The organism is Acidovorax sp. GW821-FHT10A04 (genome assembly GCF_059415825.1).
Genome location: NZ_JBWKNZ010000023.1, coordinates 59,546 through 73,613, shown reverse-complemented (window position 1 = coordinate 73,613; position 14,068 = coordinate 59,546). Strand labels below are relative to the sequence as shown.

Here is a 14,068-nt window from a genome sequence, read left to right as displayed (position 1 = left end):
TCTGGTGGTCATGGCTGCTGCTGCTGAAACAGGTTCATTCATTCGGTGGCGGCCGGGCCGAACATCAGCTGGTCGCGGATCTCGTCCACCGTGCGGCCTTCGCGCAGCAGCTCGAAGTACCAGCTGCCGTCCACCGTGTCGCCGTAGAGGCAGGCGCCCACGAGCTTGTCGTCCTTGATCACGAGCTTCTTGTATGAGCCGGTCACCGGGTCGCTCATGACGATCTCCTCGGTGCCCTCGCCACCCTGGAAATCGCCGGCGCTGAACAGGTCGATGCCCGTCACCTTGAGCTTGGTGGAGGTGAGCGAGCCCTGGTAGCGGTCGATGCCCATCTCGGCCAGGTGGTTGGCCAGCACCTTGCCCTGCTCGAACAGCGGGGCCACCAGGCCGTAGGCGATGCCGCGGTGCGCGGCGCACTCGCCCACGGCGTAGATGCGTGCATCGGTGATGGTCTGCAGCGTGTCGCTGACCACGATGCCCCGGTTCACATGCAGGCGCATCTTCTCGGCCAGCGCCGTGTTCGGGCGGATGCCCACGGCCATCACCACCAGGTCGGCCGGCACTTCGCTGCCGTCCTTGAACTTCACGGCGGTCACGCGGCCCTCGGGGCCACCCACCAGTTCCGCGGTCTGGGCGTTGAGCAGGAACTGCATGCCGCGCTCCTGCAGCGACTGCTGCAGCATGCCGCCCGCCACCTCGTCGAGCTGGCGCTCCATGAGCGTGTTGCCCACATGCACCACGCTCACCTGCATGCCGCGCTTGACCAGGCCGTTGGCCACCTCCAGCCCCAACAGGCCCCCGCCGATGACCACCGCATGCCGGTAGGTGGCCGCGGCGGCGATCATGGCCTCGGTGTCGGCGATGTCGCGGTAGGCGAGCACGCCCTTGAGGTCCTTGCCCGGCACGGGCAGGATGAAGGGGTTGGAGCCCGTGGCCAGGATCAGGCGGTCGTACTCGGTGCTGATGGTCTCGCCGGTCGCGCTGGTGGCATGCACCACGCGGCGCACGCGGTCCACGTCCGTCACGGTGAAGCCGGTGTGCAGCGTGATCTGGTGGTCTTCGTACCAGGACCAGTCGTTGAGGATGATCTCGTCGATGGTCTGCTCGCCCGCCAGCACGGGCGACAGCAGGATGCGGTTGTAGTTGGGGTGCGGCTCGGCGCCGAACACCGTGATGTCGTAGAGGTCCGGGGCGATCTTGAGCAGCTCTTCCAGGGTGCGCACGCCGGCCATGCCATTGCCCACCATCACCAGCCTGGATTTTTTCATCGCAGCCCCCACACGCTTGTCGAAAAAACAAAACAAAAAAGGCGCCCACACCATGCTGCATCGAGAAAATCGCTCGACACCGCATGTGGGGACGCCTTCGTCCTTGCCGGCCGGGGTGCGCCATTGCACCGGGGCCCGCGGGGCCCTTGCGGGCCGTGCGGTCGAATAAGCAATGCGTGTGCCAACGCGGCGCCCCGATCCGGGGCACGCCTGCCGGCAGGCTCGTTCGTGGGGGCGGCCCCAGGGCGGTGCCCGGCGCACCATGCTGCACCGCACCATAATGGGGATGAAAAGCGGTATCGCCTTACGGGAGTGCATGGGCAGGCCTGGTTTGCACCAGCTTGGGCATGAAAGATGCTTGCCTGTGGTGCATGAGCTTTGAACTGGATTTCGGCTGCGTTTCGCAGGCCGGCCGCAAGGACGGCAACGAGGATTTCGCCGCCCTGGTCGAGGGCCGTGGGCGCGACCATGCGCGCGGCGCGATCGCGGCCCTGGCCGATGGCGTGAGCGCCGGGGGCAATGGGCGCGAAGCGGCGCAGACCACGGTGCGCACGCTGCTGTCCGACTACTTCGCCACGCCCGAGACCTGGGACACCACGGTGGCCCTGGACCGCATCCTCAGCGCCCACAACGCCTGGCTGGCGGCCATGAACCGGCGGCGCCAGCCCGCCGTGGGCCTGACCACGCTCACGGCCCTGGTGCTGCGCGGCCAGTCCTTCACCGTGGCCCACGTGGGCGATACGCGCGCCTATCTCCTGCGCGACGGGCGGCTGCAGCAGCTCACGGCCGACCACGTGATCGCGCAGCGCGACCTGGCCCACCAGCTCACGCGCGCCCTGGGGCTCGACGACCATGTGGTGGTGGACTACAGCCAGGGGGAGCTGCAGACCGGTGACCTGTTTCTGCTGCTGTCCGACGGCGTGCATGGCAGCCTGCCCGAGCGTGAACTGCGCAGCCTGATGCGCCAGGGCCCGGCGCCGCAGGCGCTGTGCGAGGAACTGGTGCGCACCGCCTTGCGCCGGGGCAGCAGCGACAACGTGACCGCGATGGCGGTGCAGGTGCGCGGCGTGCTCGAGGCCACCTTGCAGGACGAGTCGCGGCGCGCGCAGGAACTGCCGGTGCTGCCCCTGCTCAAGGTGGGCGACGCGGTCGATGGCCTGGTGGTCACGGCGCTGGTGGCCGACAGCGGCATCCACCGCATCTACCAGGTGCGCGACCCCGCCACCCAGCGCCTGTATGCCCTCAAGACCCTGAACCCGCAGCGCGCCCACGATGCCGAGGAGCGCGCCACGCTGGCACACGAGGCCTGGGTGGCGCGGCGCATGCAGTCGGGCAGCGCCGCGGCCCACCTGGCCTGCCTGAACGACTGGCCTGCCGCATCCTCGGGTGCCGGCAGCAGCTTCTTTTACCTGCTCTACGACTGGCACCGCGGCGAAACCCTGGGCCAGCAGCTGCGCCAGCGCCAGCCCTTTGGCGTGGCGCGCACGGTGGGCGTGGTCACCCAGGCCGTGCGCGTGCTGGGCCTGCTGCACCGCCAGGGCGTGGTGCACCGGGACATCAAGCCCGACAACCTGCACCTGGGGGACGATGGCGTGCTGCGCGTGCTCGACCTGGGCGTGGCGCTGAGCGGCCGCGAACCCGAGGCCACGCGCCAGCTGCATGCCGGCACGCCGAGCTACATGAACCCCGAGCAATGGCCCGGCTACGAGCGCACTGCCGACGGCGAGACCGGGCAGTTGCCCGATGCCGGCAGCGACCTGTTCGCGCTGGGCGTGACTCTGTACCAGCTGCTCAGCCACGGCCGCCTGCCCTATGGCGAGGTGGTGCCCTACCAGATTGGGCGCTACCACCGCGACCCCGTGGCCCCCAGCCGCCACAACCCCGAGGTGCCGATCTGGCTGGACCAGATTGCCTTGAAGGCCGTGGCGCGCCAGCGTGCCCAGCGCTTCGAGACGGCCGAGGAGTTGCTGCTGGCGCTGGAGCGGGGCGCCTCGCGGCCCCTGCATGCACACGCACCGCTGGCACCGCTGATGCAACGCGATGCCACGGCGATCTGGAAGATCGCGCTGGCGGTGAGCGTGCTGGTGAATCTGCTGCTGGTGTATTGGGTGTTGTTCTTGCCGAGGTAGGGGGCAAGCCTTGGCAGGTCGGGCGGCCTACGCGCACGACCGCCCTTTCAGTTGCAGCGAGGGCAACGCTGCGCGTTGGTTGGCTCGCGCCAACTCAGGCGCTGCGCGCCAACCTCTCTTTCGCTGGAAATGGGGCAAGCGCTGACGCGCTTACCGGCTACGCCGGTCACGCGCTGCGCGCGCGGCCCCCTTTCTCTGCCCACGTGCGTGTCCAGCGGATCTGCATCACGCGCAACAGCACCAGCATGGCCGCGGCGCAGACGGCGATGGAGACGAAGCCCCAGAGGTAGGTGCCGCTGTACTGGCGCGACAGGCCCATGGCATTGGGGATCAGGCCGCCGCCCAGGGCGCCGATCTCGCCGATCATCGAGCCGGCCACGGCGGTGGACAGGGGCCAGCGCAGCGGCACCAGCTGGAACAGTGCGCCATTGCCCGCGCCCAGTGCGGCAAAGCACACCAGGAACAGCAGCATGGTGACCGGCAGGGACTTCTCGGCCAGGCCGCACAGCACCAGGCTGACGGTGGTGATGGCCAGCACGCCGGTGAGCGTGTTCACGCCGCCCCACAGGTCCGACAGCCAGCCGCCGAACACGCGCAGCGCGGCGCCCAGGAAGGCGGCCATCATGGTCAGTTGGCCGGCCTGCACCTTGCTCACGCCGAACTGGTCGTAGAAGTAGGTGGGCATGAAGGCGATGAGGCCGATGAAGCCGCCGAAGGTGACCGCGTAGATCAGGCTGAAGGCCCAGCCGTCCTTCTCGAACAGGCAGGCGATGTGTTCGCGGAAGGAGGCATGGGGCGCCCGGTCGGGTGGCTCCTTGGCGTAGACGGCCATCACGATGGCGGGCAGGGCCACGCCCACGGCGGCAAAGCCGTAGACCGACTGCCAGCCGAACTTCTGCGCCAGCACCGGGGCCAGCAGGGCGGACACGGCCGTGCCCACGTTGCCGGCGCCCACGATGCCCATGGCCAGCCCCTTGTAGCGTGGTGGGAAGGACCCCGAGCCCAGCGACAGCGCCACGCCGAAGCTGGCCCCCGCCACGCCCAGCAGCACGCCCATGGCCAGCAGGTCGTTGTAGTCGTTGACGAACAGGTAGCCGAAGCCCATGGCGATGAAGATGCCGGCCATCTCCACCAGCGTGGCGTTCTTGCGCCCGATGTACTGGGCCAGGATGCCCAGCGGGAAGCGCATCAGCGCGCCCGCGAAGATCGGGATGGACAGCATGATCCCCATCTGCGTGGGGGTGAGTTTCAGGCTCTCGGTGATGAACGGCGCCATCGCACCGTTGATGACCCATACGGCGCACGAAAAGGCGAAGTAGAGGAACGCGGACCACAGCGTGGGGGCGTGGCCGGATTTGAGGAAGTCCCGAAATTGAAGCATGGATGTCTCGCGTGGAATAGGGCGTTGGCAGGCAGGGGCGGCGGGGCCGGCCTGCCCGCAGCGCTGCTCTGTACCGTGGCTTGCTGCGCAAAAATGGAAAAACAAAAAGGCGTCCGCACGGAGTGCGCCGGCCGATGGGCCAACGACTCTCCATGGGGACGCCTGCGTCCTGTGCCCGCCGGATGCGCCTTTGCATCTGGCAACACGAACGGCCAACTTCGGCCGTGCTCCACTTTCCAAGCAAGGCGTGTGCCAAATGATGGTGCGTCGGGTTTGGCATGCCAAAATCGCCCGAAAGTGGCCGAATTCATTGCACTGGGTGCTATGAAATTTGAATGCCGTGCAGGGCCTGTGGGCCGCCGTGGTGCGCTGCAATACCTCGCGTGTGCCGGCATGCACCAGGGCCTGCACCAGGCTGGGGATGCCCGCATTGCGCAAATGTTGTTTGCGCGATCGGGGCATTCTTCCTAGGATGTTTTTACCGCTGCAGGCCGTGCGCCTGGTTCCACGGCCGAAGACAGCGGGGACGAGATGCCATCCTTGGAGGGAATCCAATGCGCGTGAATCTGCCGGTCAGCACCCAAGAGTACGTTTTTCCCAAAGGCGAAACCCTGGTCTCCACGACCGATCTCAAGGGCCGCATCCTCTACTGCAACCCGATGTTCATCGAGGTCAGTGGTTACGAGAGAGAGGAACTCCTGGGCCAGCCCCACAACATGATCCGCCACCCGGAGATGCCCGAGGAGGCCTTTCGCGACATGTGGGAGACCATCGGCAACGGCCACCCGTGGTCGGCTGCGGTCAAGAACCGGCGCAAGGACGGCAGCTTCTACTGGGTGATGGCCAACGTCACGCCGCTGATGCAGGGCGACCACCCCACGGGCTACATGTCGGTGCGCACCGAGGCCACGCGCGAGCAGATCCAGGCGGCCGACCGGCTCTACGCCACCATGCGTGCCGAAAAGGAGCGCGGCAGCCTGGTGCATGTGCTGCGCAATGGGCGCCTGGTCAGGAACACCGCCTGGGGGGCGCTGGCCTCGCGGTTCAAGCTCGGCCCCCTGGGCAAGATGTGCATGTGCCTGCTGGTGCTGGTGCTGGCGGCCTGGGGCGCTGCCGACCTGGGCGGGCATGATTTCTCATTCGGCTCGGGCCTGGCCTGGGTGGGCGTGCTGGCCCTGGCCATGGGCATGGCCTGGTACCTGCACGGTGCCACGGTGGCGCCGCTGTTCCAGATGCTGGGCTGGGCCAACCGCATGGCGGCGGGCGACCTCACGCAGAAGATCGAGGTCTCGCGCGACGACACCGTGGGCAACCTGCAGAAGGCGCTGTCGCAGCTCAACGTGAACCTGCTGTCCATCGTGCGCGATGCGCGCCAGGAGAGCGAGCGCATGCAGGTCTCCACGCGCGAGATCGCGCAGGGCAACCAGGACCTTTCCTCGCGCACCGAGACCCAGGCCAGCAACCTGCAGCAGACGGCGGCATCGATGGAGGAGATCACCGGCACCGTCAAGCACACGGCCGAATCGGCGCGCCAGGCCACGGTGCTGGCCACGCAGGCGACCTCGGTGGCCGAGCGCAGCAACCAGGCGGTGGACGGCGTGGCCGAGACCATGAAGCAGATCCAGACCGCTTCGGGCCGCATCGGCGAGATCACGCAGCTCATCGACAGCATCGCCTTCCAGACCAACATCCTGGCGCTCAATGCCGCCGTGGAGGCGGCGCGCGCAGGCGACCAGGGGCGGGGCTTCGCGGTGGTGGCCTCCGAGGTGCGCAGCCTCTCGCACCGCACGCTGTCGGCCGCCAAGGAGATCCGCCAGCTCATCGACGACTCGGCCACCAAGGTGGAAGAGGGCCACCAGAAGACCGACACGGCGCAAAAGACCATGAGCGAATCGCTGGAGCTGGTGCGCCGCGTGAACACGCTGATCGGCGAGATCCACAACGCCTCCAACGAGCAGCTCACGGGCATCTCGCAGGTCAATGCCGCCGTGGCCCAGCTCGACACCATCACCCAGCAGAACGCTGCGCTGGTGGAGGAGAACGCGGCCTCGGCCATGGAGCTGCAGGGCCAGGCCCAATCGGTCACCGAGACGGTGGCGGTGTTCCGCCTCGATGCGTCGGCGCCGGCGCAGGCCCAGGACGCGGTGGCCTTGCGCAAGGCCATGAAGTCGTCGTCTTCGCAAAGGGCGCTCGCCTCGGCTTAAAGCGACGAGAAAAACTGCCGCCCCTTTGTCAACTCGCGTGTTGGCCGCCCGAGCTACCGGATATGCCACCAGCGCGGCCTGCATGATCTTTTGCGGGGTCAGTTGGGTTTTTTGACGGGTAGCCAAGCGCACAGGTTGGGCGATCGGCTCGTCGGGCGGCCCTATCGTGGAGTCCACTCATGTTCGCCCCCTTCCCGTCTTGGGATGCGGGCCGCTTTGGTGTCAGCGCGCGGGCCAGGCGCTGCATTGCGCCTAACGGGCTCAGCGCACGCGCTGCGGCAGTTGCAAGATCGGAGACTTGCATTTATGTCAACAACGGCGCAGCACCATGGCCTGGATTCGTGCTTCGACCTTGCAAGCCGCCGGAACTCACGCGCATCAACCTGGTCAGAAAGTAAAGCCACCGGGCTCATCAGCGTAGGTTGTGTTTTTTGCCTGCAGCGAGGCGGTGGCATCGAACGCACGTTGCAGCTGGCCGGGTGAATCGGAGGCCATGCGGGTTTCCTGGCCCGCAGCCACCAGGACCATGTGGAGAATCATGCGCGAATCGTTCTGTGTAATGCCATGGCGAAAGGGGGCGCGGATAGTCGGCGCCAGCCTGCTGGCACTCGCCCTCGCCGGCTGCACCGTGGTGCGGCTGGCCTACAACCAGGCCCCGAACTGGGCCTCCTTGTGGATCGACAACTACGCCGACCTGGACGACGAGCAGGGCCCCCGCACCCGCGACGCCATCGGCGCCTGGTTCCGCTGGCACCGCAGCACGCAAATGCCGGAGTACGCAGGGATGTTGGCCCGCATGCAGGTGCAGGTGATGGACAACACCACCGGCGCCGCGCTGTGCCGCTGGGAGCCCGAACTTCTTCTGCGGACCGAGGCCGCGCTGGCGCAAGCCGTGGTGCCCGTGACCGAGCTGGTGGTGTCGCTGAGGCCACAGCAACTGCGCCACATCGAGAAGCGCTACGAGCGCAGCAACAAGGAGTTCCGCGACGATTACCTGCAGCCCGACCTGGACAAGCGCCGCGAGGAGCGGCACAAGCGTACCGTCGAGCGGCTTGAAACGCTCTATGGCCGGCTGGACGATGCGCAACGAGAGCGTTTGTCCAAGGCGCTGGCCGCGTCGCCCTACGACGCTGAGGTGTGGCAGCAGGAGCGCCTTGCCCGCCAGCGTGAAACGCTGCAAACGCTGCGTTCCCTCACCGGCGACGGTCGCGCCTTGGCGGCGTCGGTCGCCCAGGCGCAGGTCAAGGCCTTGATGGGCAGCTGGCTGCGCTCGCCGCGTCCGGCCTATGCAGCCTATCAGCGCAAGGTGGTGGAGAACAACTGCGCCTGGTTGGCCGAGCTGCACAACAGCACCACACCTGAGCAGCGCCGCCATGCTCGCGACAAACTGCGCGGCTGGGAGGCCGACGCCAGAGCGCTGGGGGCTGCAACCAGCGCTGTCTCGGCAGGTCCTGAAACTTCGGCATCGCCTTCCACGAGTCGCTGAATGCGACCAGGCTTGTCGACGCAGTCGTCTCATCCATCTCACGTGTAGAAACTCTGTCCAGGAGGCAGTCGGGCTTGAGGCGTGTCGGCTGCAAAAACGCCGCAGCGGTCCATTTTCACCGTCTTTTGGTCCTTCATGTGCTCTCGCGCACGGTCAGCTCGAAGCCCAGGTTCACCGAGTTGTGCTCGGGCGCCTCGCCGCGCATCAGCGCCAGCAGCATGCGCGCGCTGGCCTCGCCGATGGACGAGCGCGGCGTGCGCACCGTGGTCAGCGTGGGCAGCATCTGGTCGCTGCCCGCCAGGTCGTTGAAGCCCGCCACCGCCACCTGGGCAGGCACGGCCACGCCCAGGCGTTGCGCGGCCAGCAGGCCGCCCTGGGCCAGGTCGTCGTTGCAAAAGAAGATCGCGTCCACGTCGGGCTGGGTGCGCAGCACCTGCTCGAACAGCTCGGCCCCCAGGCGGATGGAAGAGGGCTGCGCGCTCAGCAGCTCCAGGCGCGGGTCGTGCAGGCCGGCTTCCTTGAGGCAGCGGCGGTAGCCTTCGGCGCGCTGCATGGTGCGCGGATCGAGCTGCGCCGCGACGAAGGCCACGCGGCGGCGGCCGCGCTCGAGCAGGTGGGCGGTGATGTGGTGGCCCGCGTCCTGCTGCGAAAAGCCCACGCAGTACACGCCGGGCGCCGTCGTCATCTCCATCAGGTGTACGCAGGGCACGCCGCTGGCGGCAATCATCTGGCGTGCGGATTCCGTGCGGTCAAAGCCCGTGACCAGCAGGCCGGCCGGGCGGTGCGCCAGGTAGGTGCGCAGCAACTGCTCTTCTTCATCGGGGTCGTAATGGGTCACGCCGATCAGGGCCTGGTAGCCATGCGGGAACAGGGTGCGGTGCACGGCATCGAGCACGTCCACGAACAGGGCGTTGGACAAGAGGGGCACCAGCACCGGCACCTGCACACTGCGCTGCGAGGCCAGGGCGCGGGCCGCGGGGTCGGGCACATAGCCCAGCTGCGCGGCGGCGGCCTTCACGCGCTGCACCAGCTCGTCGGCCACGCCGCGCTCGCCGCGCAGTGCGCGCGAGGCAGTGATGGGGCTCACGCTGGCCGCCTCGGCGACATGGCTGAGCGTCACGCGGCCGCTGGAACGGCGCCGGGATTCGGATCTGGACAAGGGTTTTCCCTCGGGTGGTTGCGGCCTGATGGATTTAGGATAGCGCTGTCCAGAAGCCGAGGCAAGGCCAGCATGCGCAATAGTGTGGCATTTTCCTCTGTGCTGTCTGAATTTTCCTCTCATCCCGCCAGGATGTTTTTTTGAAATTTGTTGGATAGCGCTACCAATATGAACCGTCCGCCGTCACCGGTATTCCTCGTGGTCATGGGCGTGGCCGGCTGCGGCAAGTCCAGCCTCGGCGCCGCCGTGGCACAGGCCCAGGGCCTGCCCCTGATCGAAGGGGACGACCACCACAGTCCCGCCAGCCGCGAGAAGATGAGCCAGGGCATTGCCCTGACCGACGCCGACCGCGAAGGCTGGCTGGCCACGCTGGGCCAGTTGCTGCAGAACCACCCCGAGGGCGCCGTGCTCACCTGCTCGGCCCTCAAGAAGGCCTACCGCGAGCGCCTGCGCGCGGCCTGCGCAAGTGTGCGCTTCGCCTTCCTGGACATCGACCGGGCCCATGCCGGCGAGCGCGTGGCGGCCCGGGTGAACACCCACTTCTTTTCCACCACACTGGTGGACAGCCAGTTCGCCACGCTGGAATCGCCTGTGGGCGAGCCCGGCGTGCTGCGCCTGGATGCGTTGCAGAGCATTGCCACCCTGCAGGCCCAGGTGTCCGCCTGGCTTGCCGATCCCACGAAAGCTGCCCATGAGCGCTGAAACCTCCCGTCCCGAGCAGGGATCCCCCCGCCGCTTCGGCCAATTCGCCGAGGTCCTGATGGCCGCCTGCCTGGGCGTGATGGCGCTGGCCGTCTTCGTCAACGTGGTGCTGCGCTACGGTTTCGGCAGTGGCATCGTGGCCAGCGAAGAACTCTCGCGCCTGTTGTTCGTGTGGATGGTGTTCATCGGTGCCGCGGCAGCCTACCCGGCAGGCGAGCACATGGCCTTCACGAGCCTGGCGGGGCTGCTGGCCAAGCGGCCGCTGGCCTTCGCGCTGCTTTCCGCGTTCATCCGGCTGCTGGTGATCGCTGCCTGCGGCATGCTGGCCTGGGGCGCCTGGCAGCAGGTGGTGGTGGGGCTGGGCAGCCACTCGGTGGTGCTCGGCTACTCGGCGGCGCTGCTGCCGCTGCCGGCCTTGCTGTGCGCGGTGTCCATCGGGGTGATGGCGCTCATCGAATTGATTCAACGCAAGCCGCTGGACCTCGGTCACGGCGCTGAAGTGGAGTGATGGCCATGGGTCCCGAAGCGCAGGCATTCATCGTTTTCTCGCTGGGCATGCTGGTGTTCATGGGCACCGGCATGAACATGGGCCTGGCCCTGGTGCTCACCGGCGCCGGCATGGCCTGGGTGCTCGATTTCTTCGACACCCAGCTGCTGGCCCAGAACCTCGTGGCCGGGGTCGACAGCTTCCCTCTGCTGGCCGTGCCCTTCTTCATCCTGGCCGGCGAGCTCATGAACTCCGGCGGCATCAGCCGGCGCATCATCGACATGGCGCAGGCCTGGGTGGGCCACATCCGTGGCGGCCTGGGCTATGTGGCCATCGGCGCTGCGGTGCTCATGGCCAGCATGAGCGGTTCGGCCCTGGCCGACACGGCCGCGCTGGCCACCATCCTGCTGCCCATGATGCGCCAGCAGGGTTACCCGATGAACACCTCGGCCGGGCTGATCGCCTCGGGCGGGATCATCGCGCCCATCATCCCGCCGTCCATGCCCTTCGTGATCTATGGCGTGACGACCAACACCTCCATCTCGGCGCTGTTCGTCTCGGGCATCGTGCCCGGCCTGATGATGGGCGTGGGCCTGATCTTCGCGTGGCGCTGGGTGCTGCGCGGCATCGACCTGCCGCCAAGTCGCGCGCCGCTGCCCCTGCGCGAGCGCCTGCACGCCACGCGCAAGGCGTTCTGGGCCATGCTCATGCCGCTCATCATCATCGGCGGCATGAAGTCGGGCGTGTTCACCCCCACCGAGGCCGCGGTCGTGGCCGCCTTCTATGCCCTGACCGTGGCCCTGTTCGTCCACCGCGAGTTGAAGGTGCCCGCGATCTACGGCGTGCTGGTGCGCGCTGCCAAGACCACGGCCATCGTGATGTTCCTGTGCGCCGGTGCCCAGGTGGCCAGCTACATGATCACCCTGGCCGACCTGCCCACGGTGCTGACCGGCTGGCTCGGTCCGCTGGTGGAGAATCCGCGCCTGCTGATGGCGGTGATGATGGTGGTGCTGGTGCTCATTGGCACGGCGCTGGACCTCACGCCCACCATCCTGATCTTCGCGCCGGTGATGCTGCCCATCGCCGTCAAGGCGGGGATCGACCCGGTCTACTTCGGCCTGATGTTCGTGCTCAACGGCGCCATCGGCCTGATCACTCCGCCCGTGGGCACCGTGCTCAACGTGGTGGCCGGCGTGGGGCGCATCTCGATGCACAGCGTCATCAAGGGCGTCAATCCGTTCCTGTTCACCTACGTGCTGATCCTGGCGCTGTTGGTGGTGTTCCCGCAGATCGTGACGGCACCGGTCCTCTGGATGCGGTGACGGCGTTGCGCCTTTCTTTTTCCGTGCCTTTCTTTCCCTTGCCAATGGAGACAACCATGAAGACTTTCCGCCGTACCCTGCTGGCCGCCCTGTCGGTCGCCGCTGTCGCCGCCTCGTTCCAGGCCGCCGCCCAGGACTTCAAGCCGCGCATCATCCGCTTCGGCTATGGCCTCAACGAGGTGTCCAACCAGGGCCGCGCCACCAAGCTGTTCGCCCAGGAGGTCGAAAAGGCCTCGGGCGGCAAGATGAAGGTGCGCGCCATCGGCGCCGCCGCGCTGGGCTCGGACCTGCAGATGCAGCAGGCGCTGATCGGCGGCGCGCAGGAGATGATGGTCGGCTCCACCGCCACGCTGGTGGGCATCACCAAGGAAATGGCGATCTGGGACACGCCCTTCCTGTTCAACAATGCCAAGGAGGCCGACGTGGTGCTCGACGGCCCCGTGGGCCAGAAGGTGATGGACAAGCTGCAGGAAAAGGGCCTCGTCGGCCTGGTCTACTGGGAGAACGGCTTTCGCAACCTGACCAACAGCAAGCGCCCCGTGGCCAAGCTGGAGGACATGAACGGCATCAAGCTGCGCGTGATGCAGAACAACGTGTTCCTCGACAGCTTCAAGACCCTGGGCGCCAATGCCGTGCCGCTGCCGTTCTCGGAGCTGTTCACGGCCCTCGAGACCAACACCGTGGACGGCCAGGAGAACCCCTACAACACCATCCTGTCGAGCAAGTTCTACGAGGTACAGAAGTACCTCACGGTTACCAACCACGTCTACAGCCCCTGGATCGTGCTGGTCAGCAAGAAGTACTGGGACGGCCTGTCCAAGGCCGAGCAGAAGGTGCTGCTCGACGCCGCCAAGAAGAGCCGCGACTTCGAGCGCCAGGACACGCGTGACGAGGCCGCCAAGGCGCTGGCCGACCTCAAGGCCAAGGGCATGCAGGTCAACGAACTGTCGTCCGCCGAAGCCAGCCGCATGCGCGAGAAGCTCGGCGCGGTGAACGCCAGCATCGCCGCCAACGTGGGCGAAGACCTGTGGAAGGAAGTGCAGGGCGCGGTGGCCGCGGCGCGCAAGTAGGCGAGCAGCCCCATGGCAAAAGGCCGGGGTCCCTTGCGGGGCCCCGGCCTTTTTTGGCTGGGGCGGCCGTGCGGTCGGCAGCCCCTTCGCCTGGCAGATTACAGCGAGCCGAGTTCGCCCGACGAGATCTTGCCCGTGCGCACGGCGTCAGCAGCCTGGGCCTGCACGGCAGCGCGGTCGGCGGTCGATTGGTAGGACACCACGCGCGAGCCAGCGGGCTCGGTGCTGCGGGTCTTGGCCACGGTGGCGGCGTCGGCCATCACTTCAACACGGGTGCGGTTGGTCTCGAACTTGGTGGCGAATTGCGAAGCATCGGCTTCGTCAGCCTGGGCACCGAAGGAAGCGAAAGCGGCGACAGCGGCGATAGAGAGGAAACGTGCAGTGGTGTTCATGGTGAAACTCCTGTGAAACTTGAAAAATGAGGATGAGGTACTGGGAAATACGGGGCAATTCGCCAACTGGATGCGAATTACAGAGCGCCGATTTCGCCAAAAGAGATCTGGCCGGTGCGCACAGCGTCAGCAGCCTGGGCACGCACGGCAGCGCGGTCGGCCGTGGACTTGTAGGTCACGACACGCGACCCGGCAGGCTCGATGCTGCGGGTCTGGGCCACGGTGGCGGCTTCAGCGGCCACTTCGGCGCGGGTGCGGTTGGTTTCGAACTTGGTGGCGAATTGCGAAGCGTCGGCTTCGTCGGCCTGGGCACCAAACGATGCGAAAGCGGCAACAGCGGCGATGGAGAGGAAGCGTGCGGTCGTGTTCATGATGAAGTCCTATGGTTAGAAAAAGCGTCTCAAAAAAACCGGAACGGCTGCGATACGAACAAGCTGCTGACCGGGTTCGGTGAGTCGCCTTGCGGGT

At 67.1% G+C, this 14,068-nt stretch carries 12 protein-coding genes and 1 pseudogene; 7 read left to right on the top strand and 6 right to left on the bottom strand.

The genetic code is table 11. The annotated features are described in order from the left end of the window. Window positions 1-56 precede the first annotated feature (56 nt). Window positions 57-1,268, bottom strand: a pseudogene (locus AC07PF_RS31740) (NAD(P)/FAD-dependent oxidoreductase); the annotation flags it as partial. Between the two features lie 371 nt (window positions 1,269-1,639). Here AC07PF_RS31740 and AC07PF_RS31735 point away from each other — a divergent pair. Further along, window positions 1,640-3,397 (top strand): bifunctional protein-serine/threonine kinase/phosphatase, encoded by a 1,758-nt coding sequence (locus tag AC07PF_RS31735; protein ID WP_494614581.1) that lies wholly within the window; start codon window positions 1,640-1,642, stop codon window positions 3,395-3,397. A gap of 166 nt (window positions 3,398-3,563) precedes the next feature. Here AC07PF_RS31735 and AC07PF_RS31730 read toward each other — a convergent pair whose 3' ends face one another. Then, window positions 3,564-4,778, bottom strand: coding sequence for an MFS transporter (locus tag AC07PF_RS31730; RefSeq protein ID WP_007855920.1), 1,215 nt, complete (start codon window positions 4,776-4,778; stop codon window positions 3,564-3,566). Window positions 4,779-5,332: 554 nt separating this feature from the next. Between AC07PF_RS31730 and AC07PF_RS31725 the strand changes: the two genes are divergently transcribed. Next, entirely contained in the window at window positions 5,333-6,982 is a 1,650-nt protein-coding gene (locus tag AC07PF_RS31725) for a methyl-accepting chemotaxis protein (RefSeq protein WP_494614580.1), read from the top strand. Window positions 6,983-7,369: 387 nt separating this feature from the next. Here the strand turns inward: AC07PF_RS31725 and AC07PF_RS31720 are convergent, their stop codons facing one another. Further along, complete coding sequence (locus AC07PF_RS31720; protein ID WP_494609613.1) at window positions 7,370-7,522, bottom strand: hypothetical protein; 153 nt, start codon at window positions 7,520-7,522, stop codon at window positions 7,370-7,372. Here AC07PF_RS31720 and AC07PF_RS31715 point away from each other — a divergent pair. Next, a complete protein-coding gene (locus AC07PF_RS31715; protein ID WP_494614579.1) occupies window positions 7,521-8,468 on the top strand; it encodes a DUF6279 family lipoprotein in 948 nt (315 codons plus the stop codon). The two genes, AC07PF_RS31720 and AC07PF_RS31715, sit on opposite strands and share 2 nt — an antisense overlap. A 133-nt stretch (window positions 8,469-8,601) precedes the next feature. On the opposite strand, the gene gntR is transcribed toward AC07PF_RS31715, so the two are convergent. After that, window positions 8,602-9,627, bottom strand: a complete 1,026-nt coding sequence (gntR, locus tag AC07PF_RS31710) for an HTH-type transcriptional regulator GntR (RefSeq protein ID WP_494614578.1) — start codon at window positions 9,625-9,627, stop codon at window positions 8,602-8,604. Window positions 9,628-9,831: 204 nt separating this feature from the next. Here gntR and AC07PF_RS31705 point away from each other — a divergent pair, with 204 nt between their 5' ends. The 4 genes from AC07PF_RS31705 to AC07PF_RS31690 are packed head-to-tail and all read left to right on the top strand — an operon-like array spanning window position 9,832 to window position 13,208. Further along, complete coding sequence (locus tag AC07PF_RS31705) at window positions 9,832-10,329, top strand: gluconokinase (RefSeq protein WP_494614607.1); 498 nt, start codon at window positions 9,832-9,834, stop codon at window positions 10,327-10,329. After that, entirely contained in the window at window positions 10,319-10,837 is a 519-nt protein-coding gene (locus AC07PF_RS31700; protein WP_494614577.1) for a TRAP transporter small permease, read from the top strand. Before AC07PF_RS31705 ends, AC07PF_RS31700 begins: the two co-directional genes overlap by 11 nt. A 5-nt stretch (window positions 10,838-10,842) precedes the next feature. After that, a complete protein-coding gene (locus tag AC07PF_RS31695; RefSeq protein ID WP_494614576.1) occupies window positions 10,843-12,138 on the top strand; it encodes a TRAP transporter large permease in 1,296 nt (431 codons plus the stop codon). 56 nt (window positions 12,139-12,194) lie between these two features. Then, on the top strand, window positions 12,195-13,208 hold the full coding sequence (locus AC07PF_RS31690; protein ID WP_494614575.1) for a TRAP transporter substrate-binding protein: 1,014 nt from the start codon (window positions 12,195-12,197) through the stop codon (window positions 13,206-13,208). A gap of 98 nt (window positions 13,209-13,306) precedes the next feature. Here AC07PF_RS31690 and AC07PF_RS31685 read toward each other — a convergent pair whose 3' ends face one another. Then, complete coding sequence (locus tag AC07PF_RS31685) at window positions 13,307-13,600, bottom strand: DUF4148 domain-containing protein (RefSeq protein WP_494609617.1); 294 nt, start codon at window positions 13,598-13,600, stop codon at window positions 13,307-13,309. Between the two features lie 77 nt (window positions 13,601-13,677). Continuing rightward, on the bottom strand, window positions 13,678-13,971 hold the full coding sequence (locus tag AC07PF_RS31680) for a DUF4148 domain-containing protein (RefSeq protein ID WP_145697286.1): 294 nt from the start codon (window positions 13,969-13,971) through the stop codon (window positions 13,678-13,680). Window positions 13,972-14,068: the final 97 nt, after the last annotated feature.